The sequence below is a fragment of the Cyclobacterium salsum genome (genome assembly GCF_010119245.1).
GTDB lineage: Bacteria > Bacteroidota > Bacteroidia > Cytophagales > Cyclobacteriaceae > Cyclobacterium > Cyclobacterium salsum.
Map to the genome: position 1 here is coordinate 304,391 of NZ_WNKG01000005.1, position 23,997 is coordinate 328,387.

Below are 23,997 nucleotides of genomic sequence, written 5' to 3' on the forward strand. Positions count from 1 at the left end.
GAGCCCGGTCTTAACCTTATAATCTCATGAGTGATTTAATTTCAGGCATTCATCACATTACAGCGATCGCCTCCGATCCCCAACAAAATGTAGATTTCTACACCCGGGTATTGGGTTTGCGGCTGGTAAAAAAGACCATCAATTTTGATGCACCGGATGTCTACCATTTTTATTTTGGTGACGAAACCGGAAACCCGGGTTCCATTCTGACCTTTTTCCCCTTTAAGGGGGCTGTAAAAGGAAAAAGAGGACTGGGAGAACTGACCTTCACCGCTTTTTCCGTTCCGGAAAGCTCAATCGATTATTGGAAAAATAGGTTATCCGGTTTGGGGATTACGGTCTCGGATACCCTCCAACGATTTGATGAAGAGGTGATTCGGTTTACCGATCCGGACGGAATGGGGATTGAATTGGTCGGGATTAGGGAGGATCAGCGGGAGGCCTGGGCAGGTGGAAACGTACCCCAAAAGCACGCTATCCGGGGATTAGCAGGTGCCACCCTGAATTTACGGGAACTGGAACCCACTGCTGCTTTAATGACAGAGGTGCTGAATTACAAGCTTAAGGAAGAGCTTCCCGGCAAAAGGTACCGATATGAAATTGCTGGTAACCCGGGAGAAGTAATAGACCTGGTCCAAATGGACCCTTCGAATCGATCCATCCAAAGCGCCGGTTCCGTTCATCACATTGCTTTCCGCACGGCAGGAGAGGCGGAACAACTGCAAGTTCAGCGATTACTTCAGCGGTATGGTGTAGCAGTGACCGACGTCAAAGACCGAAATTATTTCAAATCCATCTATTTTCGGGAACCCGGTGGGGTGCTTTTTGAAGTAGCAACGGATTCGCCCGGTTTTTTGGTGGACGAATCACTGGAATCATTAGGTACGGCGTTGAAGTTACCCGAATGGGTTGCTTCTCAAAGGGAACAGATTGAGCGGAATTTGGTACCCATACAGGTAAATTATCAGGAACCATGGAACAATTAATGAAAGCAGGTAAAGACTTAAATCAAGCGGATAAAGTTGCCATCATTTTACACGGAAGAGGAGGGAATGCTTCCGGAATGAAAGGATTAATAGAGGTGTTGCACGTTCCGGATTTTGCAGTTTTGATTCCTCAGGCCCCAGGAAATACCTGGTATCCGTTTGGGTTTATGGTGGAAGAATCGGAAAACGAACCCTATCTAAGTCAATCATTGGAGCGGATTCATTCCCTGGTCCAGGGTTTAAAGGAAGATGGGAAAAAGGTATCAGATCTTTATTTTATTGGGTTTTCTCAGGGAGCTTGCCTTGCCCTGGAATACAGTGCCCGATTTCCCGCCCGGTATGGAGGGGTTTGTGCCTTTACAGGGGGACTGATCGGAAAAACGGTATCAGCAGAAAAATACCCGGGCGATTTAAATGGAACACCGGTATTTATCGGTGCCAGCGAAAACGATTTTCACGTACCCATGTCCCGCATTCAGGAATCTGCTAAGCTATTGACCGGCATGCAGGCAGCGGTGAAAACGCTTGGTTTTCCGGACAGTATGCACACGATTCGGGAGGAGGAGATTGCCGCAGCCAATGATTTTATCTTTAAAAAAACCTCCTGATTTTTTTGGCCCGGGATTTGAAGAAACATTTTTATTCACCCTGTCGTTAGACGGGGTATTATTTTAAGAAAGCGATCTCGTATGAAAACCAAATTACTCTTTTTTATCGTTCTTTTGTGGAGCCCTTTTTTACGGGCGTTTTCACAGGAAATCCCACAAATTTCCGTGGTAGGCCAAAGTCAGCTAGAAGTAATGCCCGATGAGGCCCTGCTGACGGTTTCACTGAATGCCAAGGCCATGGAAACGGCAACCGCAACGGCTGAATTGAATAAAAAGGCCAGGCAAGTGAAAACGGTTCTTGAGAATTCCGGTGTAGAAGACTATGAATTGACCGCCGAAAATTATTACGTGAATGTCAATAGGGTCTACGCGAAAGGAAGCAGCAAAGACAGTGGCTACGTTGCCAGTCAGACCATGGAAATCCTGGTCCGGGACACGGGCGAGGATCTTCTGAAAGTAATGCAGGCCCTACACGGATCTACAGACATGGGTTTTCAGCTTTCCTACAGGCTGTCGGACGAAACGAAAAAAAGTTACCTTGAGAAGTTGCTGGAAATGGCAATCGCAGATGCACGAAGAAAGGCCAGCGTCATTGCGGCTAATCTGGATATCGATGAGGTTTTTGTACATCGTGTAAATTACCAGGGGGGCGATTCTTTTCAGCCGGTGGTTTACGGAAACGAGCGTTTTAATATGAAAGCAGCTGACCAGCAAGCTCCTCCCACCTTACAGCCCGGAGAGCAAACCCTCACTGAACGGGTAACGATCATATTTACGTTTGAAAGGTAATTGGTTAGAGAAGGCCGAATTACAAGAACAATCTCCGGATTACCAGGTTTAATGCCTATGAAAACGAATGGAATATTGGATTTTCTGAAGGAATTGGCAGCTAATAACTCCAAAGAATGGATGGATGCCAACCGAAGCTGGTACTTACAGGTGAAAGAAAGCCTACTGGAAGATGCAGCGAAGATTTTGTCCGGTTTGAGTGCAAATCAACCGGCTTTTTCTTCCTTAAGGCCCAAGGACTGCCTCTTTCGCCAAAACAGGGATATTCGATTTAGTGCTAACAAACTCCCCTACAAAACGAATATGGCAGCCTATTTTGCCGTGGGAGGTAAGAAATCAACGGGGCCGGGTTATTACCTGCATTTGGAACCCGGAGGCAGTTTTTTGGCCGGAGGTATCTGGATGCCTGGTTCGGATATTTTGAAAAAAATACGGCAAGAAATCGATTATGCTGGCAATGAACTTGCGGGAATTTTGCAATCCCCCACCTTTCACGATTATTTTGGCGAGATGGAAGGGGAGCAGTTGAAAACCTCCCCAAAGGACTACTCCAATGAGCATCCTCATATTGCGTTACTTCGGTACAAAAGTTTTATAGTGTCCAAAAATCTTACTGATGCTGATGTGGTCAGGGGCCACCATATAGGATTGGCATTGGAGGCTTTTGACGCGATGCGGCCGTTTATGGGATTTCTGGACAAAGCAATTGCCAGCCCTGAAGACGAAGGGTTTATTATTTAAAGTAAGTATTTTTCGATGGACAGTGCCACCCCATCCGCTTTGTTTCCAGCCGTAATTTCATTTGCCACTTCTTTTACTTCATCTCTTGCATTTTCGACCGCAATACCCAGGCCTACGGAAGCGAGTAAGTCAATGTCATTATAGTTATCCCCAAATGCCATGACCTCGTCCATGGAGATTCCGAAGCCAGCGATGATTTCCCGGAGCCCGGTGGCTTTGGAGATGGCTTTGGGAGCGATCTCCAGGTAGGTGTCCTTGGACCGGTAGAGATGAAGTACGGCAGACAATTCGCCTTGCAAATGCTGATAGAGTTCCCGAATCTCGCTTGCAGTACCCATGCACATGACTTTATGCGCGCCGCTTTGACTTTTTTTCCAGGCAGCGATTACCTGATCGTTTTCACGCAAGCGGGCCTTAACCTTGGTTGCTTTTTCCTCTTTTTCTGTCCAGGGATCCATTTTCGGAGCATACCATTTGTCTTCTGAATACAGGCTGACATGTATGGAAGTATTCACCGTCTGCTCAATGACTTTTTGGCAAACTTCCGGTGCTATCCAAACCGAGCTCAGGGCATTTTTTTCCAGCGTGCCTGGCAGTACATAACCACCGTTGTAACAGACCAGGGGATTGTTCTCGCGTTTTAAATCCCTTAACAAATGGGTCATGGCAGAAGGCATCCGGGAAGAAGCCAAAATGACGGGAAAATCTGAAGGTAAGGCGGCAAAAGCCTGTCGTGTTCTCCGGGATAGTTCCCGGTTTTTATCCAGCAGCGTGCCGTCAATGTCCGTGCAAATCGCTTTTATCTTCATCAAAAAAGGTTTTTTTAAAAAGCGAAGATAGGGAAATCAAATGGCTTTACTAAAGAGGGTAGTGGACTTTTTATCTGAATACATGAACGGGTCAAAGGCCATGCAAATATTTCTGACAAACGGCTTACCTGTTGCCGTGATGATCATTCCCTTCTGATTGAAGGTAATCAACCCATCCTTTTCAAAAGCCAACAGTTTTTCCAGCAGTTCATCCGGTAGGTTTTTCAAATTTGTCCAGGAGGCCTCCAGGTTACAAATCAACTTAAGGATAATGGACTTGGATACAAGATGTTCATCATTTTGAACATGCCCTTTTACTAGTGGCAGGTCACCGTTCAGGATGTTTTTCTTATACAGCTCCACAGATTTTTCGTTTTGCCCGTAAGCATAATAGAGGTCACTGATCGCACTACAGCCCAGGCCCAAAAGGATTTTGGAAGGGGAAGTGGTATACCCCATAAAATTGCGATGAAGGGTTTTATCTGCTTTTGCCTGTAGCAAGGGATCGCCGGGCAGAGCAAAATGATCCATCCCAATTTCTTCGTAGCCCATTTCTTCCAGCCAGCCTTTGCCTTGCTCATAAAGTGCCCGCTTCTGTTCCTCATTTGGCAGGAACGCTTCGAAGGATTTCTGGGAGGGAAAGGCCGTAGGTAAGTGAGCGTAACTGTAAAATGCGATCCTTTCTGGCATCAGCTCCCGCACCTTTTCAAAGGTTGCTTTCAGGGTATGCAGGTTCTGATGCGGCAACCCATAAATCAAGTCGAAATTAATGGAGGTATAGCCAAGCTTTCGGCTGGTATGCGTTACTTCCTTCACTTTTTCAAAGGGCTGAATCCGGTGGATGCTTTCCTGCACCTTGGGGTCAAAATCCTGAATGCCAAAACTAACCCGGTCAAAACCATGCCTGGCCATCACTTCCAAATGTGCTTGTGTGGTGTTGTTGGGGTGGCCTTCAAAGCTGAAGGTAGCATTTTTTAGGCCTGTGGAGGTATGGCTGATGTGCTTCAGTAAAATTTCCAGGGAGTTAGGCGAAAAAAAGGTGGGCGTGCCTCCCCCCAGATGAATACCGGCCAGCTTGGGCTTTTCTTCCAGCAACTCCAGGTACATGTTCCATTCTTTCATCAGCGTGGAAATATAAGGCAGCTCCACCTGGTGATTTTTGGTAATTCGTTTGTTACAGCCGCAATAGGTGCACAGGCTTTCGCAATAAGGAAGGTGAATATACAAACTGATACCGTCTTGAGAGCCAAATTCATTGTATGCCCGCTGAAATTGCAGCTTCCACTTCTGAGGGTCGGTGGCATTGTTCCAGTGTGGAACTGCCGGATAGGAAGTATACCGGGGTGCTGGAACGTTGTACTTTCGTATCAGAGAATTTTGGTCCATATTCCTACTAGCTTGTTTCAAGAAACAAATAACGGCTTCCTGGTTTCAAAAAAACATGAGCATCGAAAGTAGCAAGCCTGATAAAAATCAGGTTTACTGAAATAGGAAATGAACCGAACCAGGTCTGAATGACTTTAATGGTGGTTGGTGTAGTAGCTTACGGGTACATATGGCAGGTCAAAGGTTTCCGCAACCGCCTGATACACCACATCACCTTTGATGATGTTGAGGCCGGATTTGAGTTCGGGGAAGCGAATGCAGGAATGCTCCCATCCGTTATCCGCCAGTTCGAGCACATAAGGTAAGGTAGCGTTTGTCAGCGCCAGGGTAGAAGTATACGGGACCGCCCCGGGCATGTTAGCCACACAATAATGGAGGACTCCATCGATGGTATAAGTAGGCTTTTCGTGGGTGGTAGGTTGGCAAGTCTCAATGCAGCCTCCCTGATCTACTGCCACGTCGACCAATACCGTGCCGGGAAGCATGTATTGTAGCATGTCCCGGGTGATAAGGTGCGGGGCTTTGGCTCCGGGGACCAGTACCGCTCCGATAATCAGATCGGTTGAAGGGATCAGATTTCGGATATTGTATTCATTGGACATCATTGTTTTGACATTCTTAGGCATGACATCCGAGAGGTAGCGCATTCTGGGAAGGGAGACATCCATGATGATTACGTCAGCACCTAAACCTGCCGCCATCCAGGCCGCCTGGGTCCCCACGATTCCGCCTCCAAGGATCAGCACTTTGGCGGGCAGGGTTCCGGGTACGCCTCCGAGCAGAATCCCCCGTCCTCCCAGTGGTTTTTCAAGGTAATTTGCCCCTTTCTGAACCGCCATCCTACCGGCGACTTCGGACATGGGAACCAGGAGGGGAAGGCTTTTGTCTGGTTTTTCCACGGTTTCATAAGCCATACAGACAGCTTTGCTTTGGACCATGGCCTGGGTAAGCGGTTCATTGGAGGCAAAGTGGAAATACGTAAACAGCAATTGGTCTTCCCTGACCAGGTGGTACTCCTGGTCGATCGGTTCTTTGACCTTCAGGATCATTTCTCCTATTTCGTAAATGGATTCGATGGTAGGTAGAATTTCCGCGCCAGCTGCCTGGTACGTTTCATCGCTGAATCCGCTACCTTCACCGGCAGCCTGCTGTACAAAAACAGAATGGCCCATTTTTACCAGTTCTTTGGCGCCTGCTGGTGTAAGGGCTACCCTGTTTTCATTATTTTTGATTTCCTTGGGAACGGCTACATGCATAATCGAAGATGTTAGGTTAAAGTCTGTAACAAATATAACCACCCGATTTGCCCTTGTGTAAAAACAAGCGAAAAAATTCCCGGTAAAATTTGAAAAGGAACGGATAGCCCGTTTATTTTGAATCTTTCACCTGATTCCAGGCATGCAAGGTTGAAAATAATATTTGCCCGTGGCTACGTGAGTTCCAGGCTATTTTTAATTATCATTCAGAATATTATTTCATATAAATAATAAAATAAAGATTAAACCAAATTTAATTTTTTTTAATTGATTTAATATCCCCTTATAGATTGGGATAACTCTAAAATTTGTGTATTTTTGAAATTGATGGCATACCCTTGTACCGAAAACAGTTTGATTGATGCATATGGAAACCCTATCCACATTGACTGAGGAAAAAACAGCAACTTTGGACAAGCAGCGCATTCTGGCAGATTATAAAATAGTGATGATCAGCAGGCATGCCTCCTTGACCGTGAGAAAAGAGGTTTTCATGGGTAAAGCCAAATTTGGCATTTACGGAGACGGAAAAGAGTTGGCTCAGGTAGCCATGGCAAGGTTTTTTGAGCATGGTGATTTCAGGTCGGGGTATTACCGGGATCAGACCATTATGTTTGCCACGGAGGGGTTGGGGCTGCAAGAGTATTTTGCACAGCTTTATGCCCACACGGAGGTTCAGGCAGAACCTGCTAGTGGAGGCAGGTTGATGAATGGTCATTTTGCAACCCGGTCCCTGAATGAGGATGGTAGCTGGAAAAATTTGATGGCCTCCAAAAATTCCACGGCAGACATTTCTCCTACGGCCGCCCAAATGCCCAAATTGCTGGGCTTAGCCTATGCTTCCAAATTATATAAGGAAAATCCGAAACTTCATTCCATGACCACTTTTTCCAATAAGGGACGGGAAGTGGCCTGGGGAACGATCGGCAACGCTTCTACCGCGGAAGGTATGTTTTTCGAAACATTTAACGCAGGGGGCGTGCTGCAGGTGCCGATGGTGATTTCGGTATGGGATGATGATTATGGAATATCGGTAACGAATGAGCTGCAGGTTACCAAGGCTAGCATTTCAAAAGCATTGTCCGGATTTAAGAGAAACCAAAAGGAAAAAGGGTACGAAATTTTTGTCGTAAAAGGCTGGGATTATGAGGAGTTGGTCAGAACCTATGGCAAAGCTGCCCGGCTGGCCAGGGAGGAGCATATTCCGGTACTGGTACATGTGGTAGAAATGACACAACCCCAGGGGCATTCCACATCGGGTTCTCACGAGCGCTATAAAAGCAAGGAACGGTTGGCCTGGGAGGCGGCATTCGATTGCGTTGTAAAATTCAAAGCGTATATTCTGGCCAATAATATTGCCAGCGAGGAAGAGCTGGACAAGATAGATGCCGAAGCCAGGCAGTTGGTGAAAGAAAATAAGGATCGAGCCTGGAAAGCGTTTACTGGCAGTATCAAAAAAGAATTGAATGAGGCCGTTCACCTGATCAGAGCACTCGCCAGCCACTGCAATAAGCAAGAAGAACTCCTACAATTGGCCGATGAATTAACACAAACGCTCAATCCGGTTCGCATGGACGTAATTGGCACGGTTAGGAAGTGCTTGTTGTTGGCCAGAAATGAGCCACAGGAATTGAAAGCAGAGCTTCAGGACTGGTACAAAGCGCAACAACGGCTCAATCTGGAACGGTATTCCAGTCATCAATACAGTGAATCTGCAGAAAATGTCCGGTCTATAGCTTCGGAACCGGCTATCTATGACGAGCAGGCCCCTTTGGTAGACGGAAGGGAGATTTTGAAAGCCTGTTTTGATAAAATGCTTAGCAGGGATCCCAGGGTCTTTGCCATTGGAGAAGATGTTGGTTTGATAGGAGATGTGAACCAGGCGTTTGCCGGATTGCAGGCAAAGCATGGCGAATTGCGGGTGACTGATACCGGGATACGGGAAGTAAGCATTATCGGTCAGGGAATTGGCTCGGCCCTGAGGGGACTCCGCCCCATTACAGAGATTCAATACCTGGATTACCTGATCTATGCGCTGATGACCTTGTCAGATGATTTGGCCTGCCTGCATTATCGGACCAAAGGAGGGCAAAAAGCCCCGCTGATCATTCGCACCAGAGGTCATCGACTGGAAGGAGTTTGGCATTCAGGTTCTCCCATTGGAATGATTTTAAGTAGTCTCCGGGGAATTTTGATATGTGTGCCCAGGAATATGACCCAGGCGGCAGGCATGTACAATACATTACTAGAAGCAGATGAACCTGCCCTTTTGATTGAAGTATTGAGTGGCTACCGGTTGAAGGAGAAAATGCCCGCAAATATCGGTAAATTCAAGGTTGCTCTTGGTAAACCTGATATTTTACGGGAAGGAGAGGATGTCACCATCGTAACCTATGGTGCCATGTGCCGCATCGTAATGAATGCTGCAAAACAACTGGAAGAAATTGGGATTTCGGTTGAAGTTATCGATGTGCAAACCCTGGTCCCGTTTGATCTGGATCAAGTGATCGCCAAATCAATTCAAAAAACCAATCGGGTAATCTTTGCGGATGAGGATGTGCCAGGAGGAGCATCTGCTTATATGATGCAGCAGGTGGTAGAAGGGCAAAATGCCTACTATTTTCTGGATTCCAAGCCAGTCACGCTTTCCGCTAAAGAACATCGGCCTGCATATTCTTCCGATGGGGATTATTTTTCCAAACCCAGTGCTGACGACGTGATTGACAAAGTGTATCAACTAATGCACGAAGCAGAACCGAAACGGTTCCCCCCTATCTACTAATTCGCCAAAAAAAACTCACTCACTTACCTTTCGATCTGAGAAAGGGTGAAGTCAGGACTGGTAACTACATTGCTTCTGTTCAAAGCCCTGTCTTGTATTTGAATTTCAAGACGGACCGTGTCGGTACGGAAGATACTATTCCATCCCAAGGATAACATGGAATACCGAATCTGCCCCTCTATGGAGCGGGATCTTTCTTCTTCCAGCATGCGAGGAAATCTACCGTCAAAAGTGGTGAAATAGGGTGGGTCCGACCAGTCAAATTCGGTGTAGGTACCCCCTCTTTTAATAAAAAAATCTACGAAAATATTGTAGTGATCCGGGTTTTCGGATACCCAGAGCGTATCGGGTATTTCCACATTGTTTATAAGTGGGAAAATCACCCAATCCCGGTTGTTGAAATCAGGAGCGTCTTCAGGTCGCTCACTGTAGGTGATGAAATCCCCATTATCATCCGTCAGATAGTTTAATTCATTGAATGGCGGAAAAATATCCCGGGCATTCAGGCCCAAATCACCCTCCGAATCTCTGAAGGTGATGGTCAGGATTAGCGAATCCGCACTTGTAGTTTGAACAAATTCCATATTATTGAATTCGATTTCAGGTACAGTGGGGAAATTTTCCGGTGGTGAAATGCAACCAGTCCAGGTGAAGAGGACTGGAATAACGAAGAGGATGTAATTTTTTAACTTCATGGGTAATCCTTAAATTTACATTTCCGGATGCTGGGTGTAAAAATGATTAAATTTTGGGTTTTACCATAAAATAACGATGAATTATTTTAAAAGTTTTAGCGAAAAAATAATTTCGGGAAAAATCCATGATTTTGATGCATTGGCTTTGGAATTATTTCATTTTCAGTCACAAAACAATCAAATTTACCAACGTTACCTTCAAGCCCGGGGTGTTCGAAGTGCTGAGGTAAGTAGCCTGGAGCAGATACCTTTTTTACCGATTTCCTTTTTTAAAACTGAAAAAGTGATCTCCCAACCAGAAAATGAATGCAACTTCTCGTATAGCAGCAGCGGTACCACTGGCATGCAGACGAGTCGTCATTTTATCTGGTCCAGGGAGTTTTACCTCAAACATAGCCTTCGGTTATTTGAATCCGTATATGGCTCCATTCAGGACTTTCATGTACTGGCACTCTTGCCTTCCTATCTAGAACGGGAAGGGAGTTCATTGGTGGATATGGCCGCTTATTTCATTCAAGAAAGCGGCTCCGAGCATTCGGGGTTTTATTTATACCAGCAGGAAGACCTTCATAAAAAAATACTTCACCTTAAAAAGAGCTCCAAAAAAACACTCCTTTTGGGAGTAACCTTCGCCTTATTGGATTTGGCAGAGCGGTATACCTTTAGCGGTTTTGATAACTTACTTGTAATGGAAACCGGAGGAATGAAGGGGCGCAGAAAGGAGATGATTCGCGAGGAAGTTCATGAAAAACTTAAGAAAGCGTTTGGCCTCAGTCAAATTCATTCAGAATATGGAATGACCGAATTGCTATCTCAAGCGTACGCTCCTAGTGACGGAATTTTTCGGGAGTCATTTTCCATGCGTATTTTTATTCGTGATACCTACGACCCTTTTCATTGGGTGAAGGGCAGTTCCGGAGCTATCAATGTCATTGACCTGGCAAATTTTCATTCCTGTGCCTTTTTGGAAACCCAGGATTTGGGAAGGAAAAACGAGGATGGTAGCTTCACCGTTTTAGGAAGAATGGATAATAGCGAGGTCAGGGGATGTAATTTATTGATCAATTAATTTTGTATTTAAGGACTTATTACACATATTTGGCCATTAACTAGCTTAGAAAATGAAAACAGCATTGATTATTTTAATGGTAGGAGTGGTATTGGTGATGTCTTCCTGTGCTTCCAGTAAGCCCTGTCCGGCATATGCCCGAACAGCTGATGTGGAGTCAAGAGGGTAAATCATATCCTCCGAATTAGTTAGTAATTCGCATATTTTTTTATGTCATCGGTGGATATGTTTTTTCCACCCAGAATTACGAGCCTTTCTATTACGTTGCGGAGTTCGCGGATGTTCCCTGTCCAGGGAAATTCCTGTAATTTCTTTATGGCAGCGGCTTCGATTTCTTTCTTAGCCGTCCCATATTCTATTGCTATTTCTCCGAGAAATTTATCTACCAAAAGGGGGATGTCTTCTGCTCTTTCCTTCAAAGGGGGGACCGGAATCAGAATCACACTTACTCTATGGTATAAATCTTCTCGGAAATTTCCTTCGGCGATTTCTTTTTTCAGGTCTTTATTCGTAGCTGCCAGTACCCTTACGTCCACTTTGATTTCTTTGTCACCACCTACCCTGCTCACTTTATGCTCCTGCAAGGCCCGAAGGACTTTGGCTTGAGCAGAGAGGCTCATATCGCCGATTTCATCTAAAAAGAGCGTGCCACCATGGGCCTGTTCAAATTTTCCCTGCCTTTGTTTCATGGCAGAAGTAAAGGCACCTTTTTCATGCCCAAACAATTCACTTTCTATAAGTTCGGAGGGAATAGCGGCACAATTTACCGCAATGAATGGCGCTGCTTCCCTATTACTCTTTTGATGAATCCAGTGAGCCACAAGCTCCTTTCCGGTGCCATTGGGTCCGGTTATTAATACTCGTGCATCTGTCGGAGCAACTTTTTCTATGGTTTCTTTGACCTGATTGATGGCTTCAGACTCTCCTACCATATCCAGTTTTTTGGAGAGTTTTTTCTTTAGAACCTTGGTTTCTTGTACCAGGTTTTCTTTATCCAATGCATTCCGCACCGTCAGCAACAACCTGTTTAGATCAGGGGGTTTCGGGATAAAGTCAAAAGCCCCTTTTTTGGTGGCCTCTACGGCTGTTTCGATGGTGCCGTGGGCAGATATCATGATAAATTGGGGTTGTTTCTGCAACGCTCCTACCTTGGTAAGGACCTCAATTCCGTCCATTTTTGGCATTTTAATATCGCAGAGTACCAGGTCAAACTCTTCGTTTTGTATCATTTCAAGCCCCTTTTCGCCATCTTGGGCTTCAAAGATTTCGTATTTTTCGTATTCCAGGATTTCTTTTAGAGTAGAGCGGATGACTTTTTCATCGTCGATAATTAAAATTTTGGGCATCTTCGAAGGTTTTCTTATTTGTTAATTATAAAAATGTGCAGGCCTATAAGCCGGGTTCTGTTCTTTTTTCAAAGTGTTTGCCATTTATCTAGTCTTTTCTTCGCAGAAAAGATCAAACGACCTACCCACTTCGGTTTCCCTTTGACAGGGATTGGACGAGCAGCCCTTGGACCGAAGCCTATTTGGTCTTTCAACCCATAAGGTTTGCCATGCGGTGCCGGTCACCCGGAACCCGGTGGGCTCTTACCCCACCATTTCACCCTTATCCCGGCACCGAAAATCGGAACCAGGACGGTATATTTTCTGTGGCACTTTCTGTTGCCCAGCCATTTCTGGCCAGGCACCTTCCCGTTAGGAAGTATGGCGCTCTACGTTGCCCGGACTTTCCTCTCTTCCCTGACCAGCAGGGAACAGCGACAAACCAGCCTGCACCCTGCAAAAATAAATGAAATAACGGCATTTATGCCAATTGTCCATCCTTTTATTAACTAGTTTACCTTCCGAAACCAGCGAATGGGCGACAAAAGAATTTAAGAGAAACAAGTAGATTTGCCAGTATGGCTTAAACTGGGTTTTTCCTTTACATTTTATTTACGATCCTTCAAACATTTTTGAGTTGCTTAAGTTAATAACCTGTAAGGCTTTAACGAGCTTTTCTTCATAGTGCTGGGTTATGCCGCCTCCTTTGGGGGCGGCATTTTTCTTCTACAACCTCCAGCAATAGCAACCCAAACGGCTTTCGCTGGGCGGATCGGTATTTGAGAAGATAGGCGATGGGAAGACAAGTCTTATTTTTCGTTTTTTTCCCTATATGAATTCGGTACCTTTGTAAAAAAACAGCAACATGATTGTAGTTGGAAATGCGGTGATCAGTGATGATATAAAGGATCACTTTTTTGTTTGCGATTTAGAGGCGTGTAAAGGTGCCTGTTGCGTAGAAGGTGATGCCGGAGCACCGCTATCAGACGAAGAGACGGAAATACTGGAAAAGGAATACCCTTCCATTGCTCCGTTTCTCACAGAAGAAGGACGAAAATCAATCGAGCGAAACGGTACCTGGGTCATCGATCAGGAAAACGAAAAAGGTACGACCACCATAGAAAAAGACGGCGCCTGTGCCTATGCTATCCGGGACGAAAAAGGAATCTTAAAATGTGGTATCGAACAAGCTTATAACGAAGGTAAGACCGGTTTCAAGAAACCCATTAGCTGCCACTTGTACCCAATACGCATTACCCGATACGATGCTTACGAAGCGTTGAACTACGACCGGTGGCACATTTGCGATCCAGCTTGCCGATTGGGAAAATCCCTTGGGGTACCCATTTATCAATTTCTCAAAGAAGCCCTGATCCGAAAGTACGGAGCTGCCTGGTATGAAGAACTTTTAGATCGAATCGCAGCGGCTGAAATGTAAAACTTTTGATTAGGAAACCTTTTTCCTGAAATTACTTTTTTGACTTTCTCAGGTATTTTTATGCAGCTTTTATATCCATAAATGCGGCTGTCTGTTTTTCGCTATTTCCGCTGGTAATCCGACTGATTATCAGGCGGTATATTTTTTTTGCAACTCCTTTGTTACTATCAAATTATTCAATTAATTACTTAAAGTAATTATATTTTATCATGTATATTTTAATATATGTAAAATGAATATTACTTAATATCAAAAAGCAAAATACTTTTTAGGTGAAATAAAATGCAGAAAACCTAGAATAAAAAGAAGGCAGGGAGTGCGGCCGAATAATTACTAATTACTGATTCAGAAGTGAGGTAATTCAGCTGGAATTTGCCTGACAAAACAAATGGAAATTCAATGATCATCCGGGTCCCATATAGCGTACTTTGTATTTGGATAGGGCTGCTTTTGCTTTCGGGTATAACAGAGGCGGGTGCGGCTCCTATTATCCGCGATGTTTTCCAGTTTTCGGAGTGCGAAAAAATGGCATCCATCCGGGTGCGAAATGGAGTTGCACCCTACACCTACGTTTGGAGTTATGAAGGTAACGTGATCCAGACGGACGTGGATTTAGGGGAAGATGAAATGAGTACCATTGAGCAGGCGCAAGGAGGGGATTATAACCTGACGGTAACCGATAGCGATGGAAATACCTACTCGGAGACCATCAATTTTTCGGGTAGCACCAATTTTATTTTAAATATTCTTTACGAAGAGAATCAGGAATGTGAAGGGGAAACGTTTGGACAGGTTTACGGTACCATTGAAAATGGGATAGCCCCTTTTACGGTTAATTTTTTTGATGAGGGGGGAGCGGTGGTTTTGACGACCGTCCTGGCCGGGAGAAACCTGGATCTCAATGGGGTTCCGGCCGGAGATTACCTGGTAGAGGTGATTGATGCTTCCGGTTGTAAAGAATTAACCAGCATCACCATCGAGGAAGTGGATCCATTGGTAGTGGCCCCAAATGGAGGACCTGGGACGCTGGCAGAAACCTGTGAAGGGAATGGTGGAATACGATTTGATGTCTCGGACTATGCTGGGGACGTGGCTTTCCGAATAAGGAGGGCAAACGGGAGCTATGCTACTTCCTGGCTACCGGCTGCTTCCGGAGAAATTCGGTATGACCAACTGGAAGCAGGCGATTATGTGCTGGAAATAACCGACGATTACCGGCTGGAGGATTGTCCTGAGGAACTGGTTTTCAATATTGCAGACGAGCAGCTTTTGGATATTGCCTTGAGCAGTTCTGCGATTAGTTGTTTTGGTGCTTCGGATGGTACCATCCACTTGGAATCGGAGCGCTTGTTTATGGGATTTGCTTTTCCCCCTGATGAAATTAGGGTCGACATTTTGGATTCCAGCAATTCGCCGGTTTTCAGCGATCAGGTGGTGTCGATCGGCGCGTTATCAGGAGAAGCTGATTTTACGGGATTGCCTGCGGGAGACTATACCGTCATTGTGCGGCATGGCGGAGCTGATTATCCGGAATGTACCCTTACCTATACTATCAGTATCGATTCTCCGGTTGCTGCCCTAACGGCCACGGTCAGCAGTACTCCTGAAATTTGTTTTGGTGAAGAAAATGGTACCGCGACTGTTGCGCGTTCCGGTGGCTGGGGAGGGTACACCTATTTGTGGAGTGATGGACAAACTGGTAGGACGGCAACAGGGCTCGCCCCGGGAGATTATTCGGTCCGGGTTTCCGATGGGGGAGGATGTTTTTTAGATCTGTCGGTCACGGTGGACGGACCACCTGAGGCGATAAGCGGGTCGATCGATTTACTCTCTGGCCTGACCTGTGTGGGTGCCAACGATGGAGCTGCAAGAGTCACAGGCCTTCAGGGGGGCTGGGGTAATTATACGTTAGCGTGGAGCAATGGAGAAACCGGGAACGAAGCGAATCAACTTCCGGCTGGTACGAATTCGGTGACTATTCGGGATGACGAAGGCTGTGAGCATGTATTGTACATGGATGTTCCGGTTCCCGATGCACCGGATGTTACTTATTCCCTCACAGAGCCAAGTTGTTTTGGAGCTTCGGATGGTCGTATTCGGGTGCAAATTCACGATGCTTCTACTACCTTTACCGTTACAGTTGATGGTGAAATCCAAACCGGAAATGACCTGATCTTTGACGGATTATCAGCGGACCAGTACCAGGTACAAATTGCTTATTCGGGTAGCTGTTCGATCGCTGAATTTCTTACACTGGATGAGCCGGACCAGGTTGTTATTGATGAAAACGATCTGGAGATAACTCCAATAAGTTGCGCGGGGTCGGGGGACGGAGCCATTTCGGGACTTTCGGTTTCGGGAGGCACCGGATTGTACCAGTATCAGTGGCAACAGGAAATCAGTGGGGTTTTCGAGGACTTGCCGGGGGAAACCGGGCTTTCCCTGATTAATCTTTCGGGTGGTAGGTATCGCTTGCAGGTTACCGATGAGAATTCCTGTGCGGTTTACCAGGATTATGAGTTGAATGAGCCGGCTCCTTTACAGACCGATACCCCAGTTATTGAGGATGTTACTTGTTTTGGGATTAGTGACGGAAGTATCTCTTTTTCAGTAAGTGGTGGAACGGCCCCATATACCTATTCTTTAAACGGAGGAACGCCTCAAACGACTTCCGGCTCCCAGATCGAATTTTCCGGTTTGCCAGCCGGATTGAATAATTTCATTAGCCTGGTGGATGCCCGGGGCTGTACCGTACCCAATATAAATTTTGAAATCGAATCGTCTCCTGCTATACAGGTTTCTAACGTGCAACTTTTGCCAGAAACCTGTTTTGGCCAGGGAAATGGATCCATTTCGATAGATGTCAGCGGAGGCTCGGGTAGTTTTACCTTCGAATGGTTCCGTGCCACCGCGCCAACCACCGTTATCGCAACCACTGAAGATTTAACCAATCGCGGACCTGGGGAGTACTTGCTGAAAGTGACTGACCCCGCCAATCCTTCTTGTGAAGTATTGGAAACGTTTACCATTCCGGAAACTCCGGCACTGCAACTTGCATTGGATGGCGATCCGGTGGATGTTTCTTGTTTCGGGGAAAGTACCGGAGCCATTGCGGTGACGGTGCAGGGCGGAACCGGCGCTTACTCGTTTTCATGGACGGGGCCGGGTGGATTTACCTCGGATCAACAGAATCCAAGTGGGCTGGCTTCAGGCCTGTATCAGGTAACCGTGACCGATGAGAATGGTTGTTGGGAGCAATTAAGTGATATTTTGATCAGACAGCCGGACGCTGCATTGGGAGTAAGTTTATTAAACAAAGTTTCTCCTACCTGTCACGATTCAGAAAACGGGCGCATAGAAATTCAAGTAGGAGGAGGAAAGCCCTCTTACCTCATCTCCTGGGAAGAAGAAGTTTCTCCCGGCGTTTTTGTTCCTTTTCCCGGGTCCTCACTAACCCTTTCCGGTATTGGTGCAGGAACCTACAGGGCCTTGGTTGAGGACGGGAACTCCTGCATTAGCACCCTGGACGTGAACCTGGATGCGCCGGATCCTTTACAGGTGCAGTTGACCGAAAAAGTTGATGTGTCCTGTTTCGGGAGAAACGATGGGCGGATCACCATTGAAGTTACCGGAGGAACGGGAGTTTATTTTTTCGACTGGGATCACGGATTTATCAATCAAAACCCGACCAATCTGGGAGAGGGGACCTATGGAGTGACGGTTACTGATGCCAACGGGTGTAGTTTTCGTCTGGATAATCTGCTGGTTGAACAACCTGATGAACTAGAGATTGACCTGGTGCAGGTAACCCCACCTACTTGCGGATTAAACGACGGGGAAATAGAAGTGGCGTTCAGCGGGGGTAATTCACTCACTGCCGGTAATAGGTGGGTGGAATTATCCAGCGAAACCCTAGTCGCCGAAGATGTAAATCAGGTAAGTGGCTTAAGTCCGGGGTATTACCGGATAGAATACAGTAGCGGGGCAAGTTGCGTCGTTACCGAAACCGTACTTGTGCCTGGTCCATCCAGCCCGTTGCAATTGGTAACTAATTCGCAGGACGCTGCCTGTCCCGGAGAAAGCGGTATTATTTTTCTCTCTGCGACAGGAGGGGTTCCTGGATACACCTATTACGTTCGGAATAGTGGTGTATGGGAAGCCGCTAGTAGTGCTATCCTGGCCGGTTTGCCAGCTGGTGACTATGACGTGCGGGTTGATGATGCTTCAGGATGCCAGGATTTTTCGGTTATCACCATTGATGAACCGAATCCGCCTGTAATTGATGCCGAAGTCACCCATCAGGTTTCTTGTTTTGGGGCAAACGATGGCGAAATCTCGTTCGGTATTTCCGGCGGTAGTGGAGGTTATACCTTGCAATGGTACCGGAAAACTGCTTTGGGAGGAAAGAGTCCCATTGCTACAGGCAGTTTGACAAACCTGATTGCCGGAACCTATTTTGTAGAACTGGTTTATGCGGGCGGTTGCACCATCACCTCGCCGGATTTTGAAATTACCAGCCCTGAACCCATTCTTCACTCAGTGGACCTGGATCAACCTCAATGTGCAGATGATACAGGAATTTTTTCCATTACCTTTTCCGGAGGTAATCCGGGTAAAGAACTGACCGTGTCATCGACCGATGGGTATTTGCAACAATATGATAATGAGGTTTCCGGAACGTATACCTTTGAAAATCTTTCTCCGGGCACCTATTCCTGGCGCCTGGAAGATGCTTCCTGTCCGGTAATTGAAGGAAACTTTACCGTAAATGCAGTGGTCCGGCCATCTTTCTCCACTTCCTCTCAGAACATTTCCTGTTTTGGTGCTGCCGATGGCCTATTGGAAATTGAAGCTCCGATCGTTCAATCCGGCAGGGTTTATTCTGTATGGATCAATGGGGCCAATCAGGGGAACCAAACCACATTTTTTAATTTACTTCCCGGTGTTTATCAGGTTTGGCTCCAGGATAACCTGGGTTGCCAGTCGGAAGTACAGGTTATCGAGCTGACCGAACCGGATAGACCCCTGGCCATTGATAGAGCAGAAATGACCCCTGCGATTTGTTATGGAGAATCTTCAGGTTCTTTGCTATTTGAACTTTCGGGAGGAACTCCTGAATACCGGGTAATGCTGGTGCCCGAGGCTGGCCCCTCCTTACCCATGACCGGATTACTGGCAGAAACAGCCTACGAATTTTCCGGGCTGGCTGCCGGAACCTACACCCTTGAAGTTTGGGATCAGAATGATAATTGTTTCCTGGCAGCGGACTATACCGTAGCCGAACCCGATCCCCTAACCGCGGATGTAGAGGCTGGAACCATTCTTTGCGCCGGAGAGACTACCTGGCTGGAGGTAACCGTGGCGGGAGGCACCTTACCTTACACTGTTTCCTGGGAAAAATTTAATCCGGGAGGAGGTACCTGGGAGCTGCTTCCAGAAACGCAAAACCGAATCACAGGGATTTTCCCCGGGGAGTACCGGTATACGGTTACAGATGCGGAATCCTGTGTGGAGTTGACTGATGAAATTACTATATCGGATGCTGCGGAGATTACGCTTAGCTATGCTGCCGGGGCGATCGCCTGTTACGGGGAAGCTGTGCCGGTGGACCTTACCGCAAGTGCGCCTGGAAAGGACAGCTTTACTTTTTTTGTCAATGGAGCTCAAATTTTTGGCAATACGTTTATGGCCCAGGCAGGTACCTATGCCGTTTATGCCCTTGATAATATCAATGGCTGCGTATCAGAAGAACAATTTATTACGATCGGGCAGCCCCTGGCACCCCTATCGGTGGTGGACTATTCCTGGGAGGATTTGAGTTGTCACGAATCTGCGGACGGCAGTCTTTCCCTAACCCTGGAAGGGGGTACGGCACCTTATACAATTGATTTTAACGGAAATACCTATACGGCAGTAGAAAATGAAGTCCTATTATTTGACGGACTTAGTGCCGATATATCCTACCAGCCCCAGGTGAGAGATGCCAATGGCTGTACGATTGATCTCCCTCAAAGAACCCTTCAACAACCTTTACCCCTACAGGCAGCGACTACCGTTCCGGCCATTAATTGTTTTGGAGGAAGTACCTCCATTGACCTTCAGATTACTGGCGGAAGGCAGCCTTATGCCATTACCTGGGAATTTTCTCCCGATGGAAATGTATACACTTCCATGCCAACCTGGGAAGATGAGAGCCTGCTGGTGAACATCGGTCCCGGGTATTATCGGTACGCCATAGCAGACGGTGCTTGTTCAGATCTCACCGATACCTTGCTTGTCGAAGCGCCAGCTGCTGTGGAACTCCAAAACACGGTTACGCCTGTTTCCTGCTATGGAGGTACTGACGGCAGGGTGGAATTAATGCCTTCAGGAGGAACAGGGGCTGATTATCGGCTGTTTTTTAATGGGGTGGAAATAACAGGTACCAGTATCGAAGGGCTCAGTGCCGGCACCTATACCGCTTTTGCAATGAATGGAACCTGCCGGTCAGAAGATGTGGCCATTACGGTGTCACAGCCTGCTACTCCGGTATCGGTAGCTGTCGATTTTCCTGATTTGTTGGCCTGTGCTGGTGATGAAGCGGTGGTGGCGTTAGAAGTGGCCGGCGGAACGGCACCTTATTCGGCAACTTTTAATTCTGAGACCCAGATTGCAGCGGTACCGGGAGAACTTTCCTTTGCCGGAATTGCTGCGGGCTCCTATACCTTGGAGGTAGTAGATGCAGCAGGTTGCTCCTGGACGGATACCATCGAGATTGCCGAGCCGGATCCGGTGGAACTGGTTTTGGAAAACCTCGCCGACGTAAGCTGTTTTGGCGGAGCCGACGGTTCGATTAGGGTGTTGGCTTCGGGCGGAACGGGTGCCTTCACCTACAGCTGGCAAGACGCTGATGGCGTGGATATCGGAACCGGTCGCTACATTTCCGGCTTACAAGCTGGTCTTTACCTGGTTGAAGTTCTTGATGAAAACGGATGTAGTCTGATCCGGGAATATGAGATTGAAGAGCCAACACCGGTGAATTTTACTTTTTCGGTGCAAAATGTAACCTGTGCGGGTTCCCAAAATGGTCAAATCACTGCCCAGGGTTCAGGAGGAAGACCCGATTACCACCTGGTGGTTAACGGAATTCACCTTCCTGGAATGCAGGCCACGGGTTTGTCCGCCAATGCCTACCAGGTAATGGTGGTAGATGCGGTTGGCTGTGCCTCGCCTCCTCAGGAGATAATCGTGGAGGAACCTCTTCCCCTGCAAATGGAGGTAGATGCCTTGGATGTGAGTTGCTATGCAGCTAATGATGGCTCCGTTTCAATAGACGTCCAGGGAGGAACCGCTCCTTACAGTTTCCGTTGGTCGGATGGTAATTCCCTTTCCACAAGGACCGGAATGGCTCCCGGAAATTACGAAATCGTGGTCACTGATGCTAACGGTTGTTCTATCCGGGATCGTGTATTGATCCAGCAACCGGAATCTATCCTGGTAGCGGCTGATGTGATTCCTGTAAGTTGCCATGCAGGCAGTGACGGGGAGATCAGGCTGGATATCTCGGGCGGAAATGGCCCTTTTTCCGTGCAGTGGGAGGAAGCGGTGACCGGTACAAATGTGGGGGCCGGAACAGTAGTGACCGGACTTGCAGCTGGCAGGTACCGGGCATTGATTCAAGATGAAAATGGCTGTGCCCTTAGCAGGGAATACGAGGTAAGGGAGCCGGGTTCTCCTTTGTCGGTGCAACCCTTGGTTTCGGATATCCGCTGTTTTGGAGAGGATAGCGGCAGCATCAGCCTGGTGGTCTCCGGAGGTACTGCTCCTTATTCATTTAATTGGTCTTCGGGAGAAACCAGTAGTGTGGTTTCCAATAAACCTGCCGGAATTTATCAGGTACAGGTTTCCGATTCTAATGGATGCCTGTGGGTGGAGGACATTACCATCGAAGAGCCAGACCCGGTTGAGGTAGTGGCCACCATCACGGATGTTTCCTGTAAGATGGGGACAGACGGCACCATAGACCTTACCATTACCGGAGGCAGTGGCGAACCCCGGGTACAATGGAGCAACGGGATGACAGGTACCTCGATCTCGGGCGTAAGAGCTGGGACCTACACCGCCTTTATCTTGGATGCCCAATCCTGCTTTGATAGCTATACCTTTCAGGTAACTGAGCCCGAAGCAGCCCTTACCGTGGAGGGATCGGGATCATTTGAGCTTTGTTTCGTGGAGGATGTCATGAGCATTGAGTTGGAAGTTAGCGGCGGAACAGCTCCCTATACCTACTCATGGTCTAACGGGTCCACCAATAAAGATATCTACGATCTCGAACCGGGTCTGTATGAAGTGGTCGTCAGCGATGCAAAAGGATGTTCGGTGGTCGAATCCTTTGAAGTACCTGAGCCGTCCCTACCGATGGATGTATCCATCAGCGGAAATTTAGGTATTTGTACCAATGATGAGCGTGGGGAGGCTTCCGTATCAGTGAGTGGAGGCTTGGCACCCTACACCTATTTGTGGTCCAATGGGGCAACCACTGCGACTGTAACCAATCTCGGCCCTGGTCAGTATTCGGTGGAAGTGACAGATGCCAAAGGATGTTCCGTCCGGGAGCAGGTGGAGATCATACGATCCCGGGACCTACATGTGAGTCTGGAAGACATTCATAGTGTGTCTTGTTTTGGGGCGAATGATGGAGCAATCACCATTCAGGTAGACCAAAACAGCGGTCCTTTTCAGGTGCTCTGGAGCAACGGGGTGAGCGATCAATTGTCTATCACAGGGCTGGAACCTGGCATATACACGGCCGAGATCACCGATGAAGCGGGTTGCGTCACTACGGTGGCTTATCAGATCCGGGAGCCGGAGATATTGGCGGTATATGAAACGATAAACGATGTGGATTGCTTTGGTAACGAAAACGGAAGTCTGTTGCTCGAGGTACGGGGTGGAACGGCCCCTTATGCTTACGAGTGGTCCAACGGTGCCAAAAGTAAGGACCTTCGAAGCCTGGGTCCGGGCACCTATTCGGTGATCGTTACCGACCGAATGGGCTGCTCCACCGGAGCTTCCTACACTGTGGCTGAGCCCGAACTTTTGACCGTGGAGATTGATCAAACCGATACCCTGGCCTGTTATGGAGACGCGAATGGATTTATCAATTTGGACATTACCGGCGGGGTACAACCCTACCGGATTACCTGGTCGGATGCACCCGAATTGGGTACCCAAAACAGGAGCGGCCTGGAAGCGGGTAGCTACACGGTTCTGGTAACGGATGCCAACAATTGCACGCAGGTAAATACCCTGGTTATTGCCCAACCGGAACCCTTGGAAGTGGAATTGTTTACCCGTTTTGATGCGGACTGTGAACAACAGCTATTGACTGGCGAAGCCTGGATCGAGATACAGGGCGGAACCGGGGAATATGAAATCGCCTGGAACACAGGTGACCGGGATGTTTTGGAGACTCAATTTTTTGAAGACGGTGTCGTGGAAGTACTAGTTACCGATCAAAACGGTTGCGCTGTAGAAGTATCAAGGGTGGTGACCCTTCCGTTGGCCTTTACGGATGCCGCGTTTCTGTATACGGTCATTTCCACCGGAGTAGAAGGCGAAATTCTGGTGAACGATCCGGTGCAATTTCACGATGAGACCTTGGGAAATGTCTTTACCTGGGAATGGGATTTTGGAGATGGAACCAAAAGCAATGAACAACACCCCATGCACAGTTATAGCAAGCCCGGAACCTACTCCATTCGCCTGACTACTTTCGATGTACTGGGTTGTGTTTCTGAGACCGAAAGGGTAGTAGAGGTAGTTTCCTCTTACCGGATTTTAATACCCAATGCCTTTTCCCCGAATGGAGACGGCTTGAACGACAAGTTTCTGCCCAAGTTGCGGGGTATTGAAGATTTTGAGATGCACATTTTTAACAAATGGGGAGAATTGGTTTACTCCTCCTTTAGTCAGGAAGATTCAGGCTGGGATGGAACCCTCAACGGGCAATTGAGCCCCAATGGAAATTACGTGTACAAGATCAATTATACTTCGGTAGCAGGGGAATCCGGGACGCAAACGGGGGTTTTTACCCTGATATTTTGATGGGAGCGATACCAAAGAGAACAAAAG

General features: G+C 47.3%; 14 protein-coding genes and 1 other RNA gene. 8 read left to right on the plus strand and 7 right to left on the minus strand.

Annotation, left to right across the window (positions count from 1 at the left end; genetic code table 11):
* The first annotated feature begins 26 nt into the window (after positions 1-26).
* The 4 genes from GJS45_RS10550 (at position 27) to GJS45_RS10565 (ending at position 3,124) form a co-directional block, all read left to right on the plus strand.
* Positions 27-986 (plus strand): ring-cleaving dioxygenase, encoded by a 960-nt coding sequence (locus GJS45_RS10550; protein ID WP_162341698.1) that lies wholly within the window; start codon positions 27-29, stop codon positions 984-986.
* The gene (locus GJS45_RS10555; protein ID WP_162341700.1) at positions 974-1,594 is read left to right on the plus strand and encodes an alpha/beta hydrolase; all 621 of its coding nucleotides are present in this window, start codon (positions 974-976) and stop codon (positions 1,592-1,594) included. The genes GJS45_RS10550 and GJS45_RS10555 overlap by 13 nt, the downstream gene beginning before the upstream one ends.
* An 81-nt stretch (positions 1,595-1,675) precedes the next feature.
* Positions 1,676-2,383, plus strand: coding sequence for an SIMPL domain-containing protein (locus tag GJS45_RS10560; protein WP_162341702.1), 708 nt, complete (start codon positions 1,676-1,678; stop codon positions 2,381-2,383).
* A 57-nt stretch (positions 2,384-2,440) separates the two neighbouring features.
* The gene (locus GJS45_RS10565) at positions 2,441-3,124 is read left to right on the plus strand and encodes a DUF2461 domain-containing protein (RefSeq protein ID WP_162341704.1); all 684 of its coding nucleotides are present in this window, start codon (positions 2,441-2,443) and stop codon (positions 3,122-3,124) included.
* Here GJS45_RS10565 and GJS45_RS10570 read toward each other — a convergent pair.
* From GJS45_RS10570 to ald, 3 genes are all read right to left on the minus strand, one after another.
* A complete protein-coding gene (locus tag GJS45_RS10570; RefSeq protein WP_162341706.1) occupies positions 3,121-3,933 on the minus strand; it encodes a Cof-type HAD-IIB family hydrolase in 813 nt (270 codons plus the stop codon). The genes GJS45_RS10565 and GJS45_RS10570 overlap by 4 nt on opposite strands.
* Positions 3,934-3,969: 36 nt before the next feature.
* A complete protein-coding gene (hemN, locus tag GJS45_RS10575) occupies positions 3,970-5,319 on the minus strand; it encodes an oxygen-independent coproporphyrinogen III oxidase (RefSeq protein WP_162341708.1) in 1,350 nt (449 codons plus the stop codon).
* A 134-nt stretch (positions 5,320-5,453) separates the two neighbouring features.
* Entirely contained in the window at positions 5,454-6,575 is a 1,122-nt protein-coding gene (gene ald / locus GJS45_RS10580; protein WP_162341710.1) for an alanine dehydrogenase, read from the minus strand.
* Between the two features lie 367 nt (positions 6,576-6,942).
* Between ald and GJS45_RS10585 the strand changes: the two genes are divergently transcribed.
* Entirely contained in the window at positions 6,943-9,357 is a 2,415-nt protein-coding gene (locus GJS45_RS10585; protein WP_162341943.1) for an alpha-ketoacid dehydrogenase subunit alpha/beta, read from the plus strand.
* A 23-nt stretch (positions 9,358-9,380) separates the two neighbouring features.
* Here the strand turns inward: GJS45_RS10585 and GJS45_RS10590 are convergent, their stop codons facing one another.
* Entirely contained in the window at positions 9,381-10,052 is a 672-nt protein-coding gene (locus GJS45_RS10590) for a hypothetical protein (protein WP_162341712.1), read from the minus strand.
* A gap of 76 nt (positions 10,053-10,128) precedes the next feature.
* Between GJS45_RS10590 and GJS45_RS10595 the strand changes: the two genes are divergently transcribed.
* Positions 10,129-11,121 carry a LuxE/PaaK family acyltransferase gene (locus GJS45_RS10595; protein WP_162341714.1) on the plus strand — a complete coding sequence of 331 codons (993 nt, stop codon included), beginning with the start codon at positions 10,129-10,131 and terminating at the stop codon, positions 11,119-11,121.
* Positions 11,122-11,166: 45 nt separating this feature from the next.
* On the opposite strand, the gene GJS45_RS23950 is transcribed toward GJS45_RS10595, so the two are convergent.
* The 3 genes from GJS45_RS23950 to rnpB all read right to left on the minus strand — a co-directional run bounded on the left by GJS45_RS23950 (position 11,167) and on the right by rnpB (position 12,900).
* On the minus strand, positions 11,167-11,295 hold the full coding sequence (locus GJS45_RS23950; RefSeq protein ID WP_262887936.1) for a hypothetical protein: 129 nt from the start codon (positions 11,293-11,295) through the stop codon (positions 11,167-11,169).
* A gap of 14 nt (positions 11,296-11,309) precedes the next feature.
* Positions 11,310-12,467 (minus strand): sigma-54-dependent transcriptional regulator, encoded by a 1,158-nt coding sequence (locus tag GJS45_RS10600; RefSeq protein ID WP_162341716.1) that lies wholly within the window; start codon positions 12,465-12,467, stop codon positions 11,310-11,312.
* Positions 12,468-12,497: 30 nt separating this feature from the next.
* Positions 12,498-12,900: RNase P RNA component class A (gene rnpB, locus GJS45_RS10605), an RNA gene on the minus strand.
* A 411-nt stretch (positions 12,901-13,311) separates the two neighbouring features.
* Here rnpB and GJS45_RS10610 point away from each other — a divergent pair.
* Together GJS45_RS10610 and GJS45_RS10615 are read left to right on the plus strand one after the other, a co-directional pair.
* Positions 13,312-13,884 (plus strand): DUF3109 family protein, encoded by a 573-nt coding sequence (locus tag GJS45_RS10610; RefSeq protein ID WP_162341718.1) that lies wholly within the window; start codon positions 13,312-13,314, stop codon positions 13,882-13,884.
* 399 nt (positions 13,885-14,283) lie between these two features.
* Positions 14,284-23,970 (plus strand): T9SS type B sorting domain-containing protein, encoded by a 9,687-nt coding sequence (locus GJS45_RS10615; protein WP_162341720.1) that lies wholly within the window; start codon positions 14,284-14,286, stop codon positions 23,968-23,970.
* Positions 23,971-23,997 lie beyond the last annotated feature (27 nt).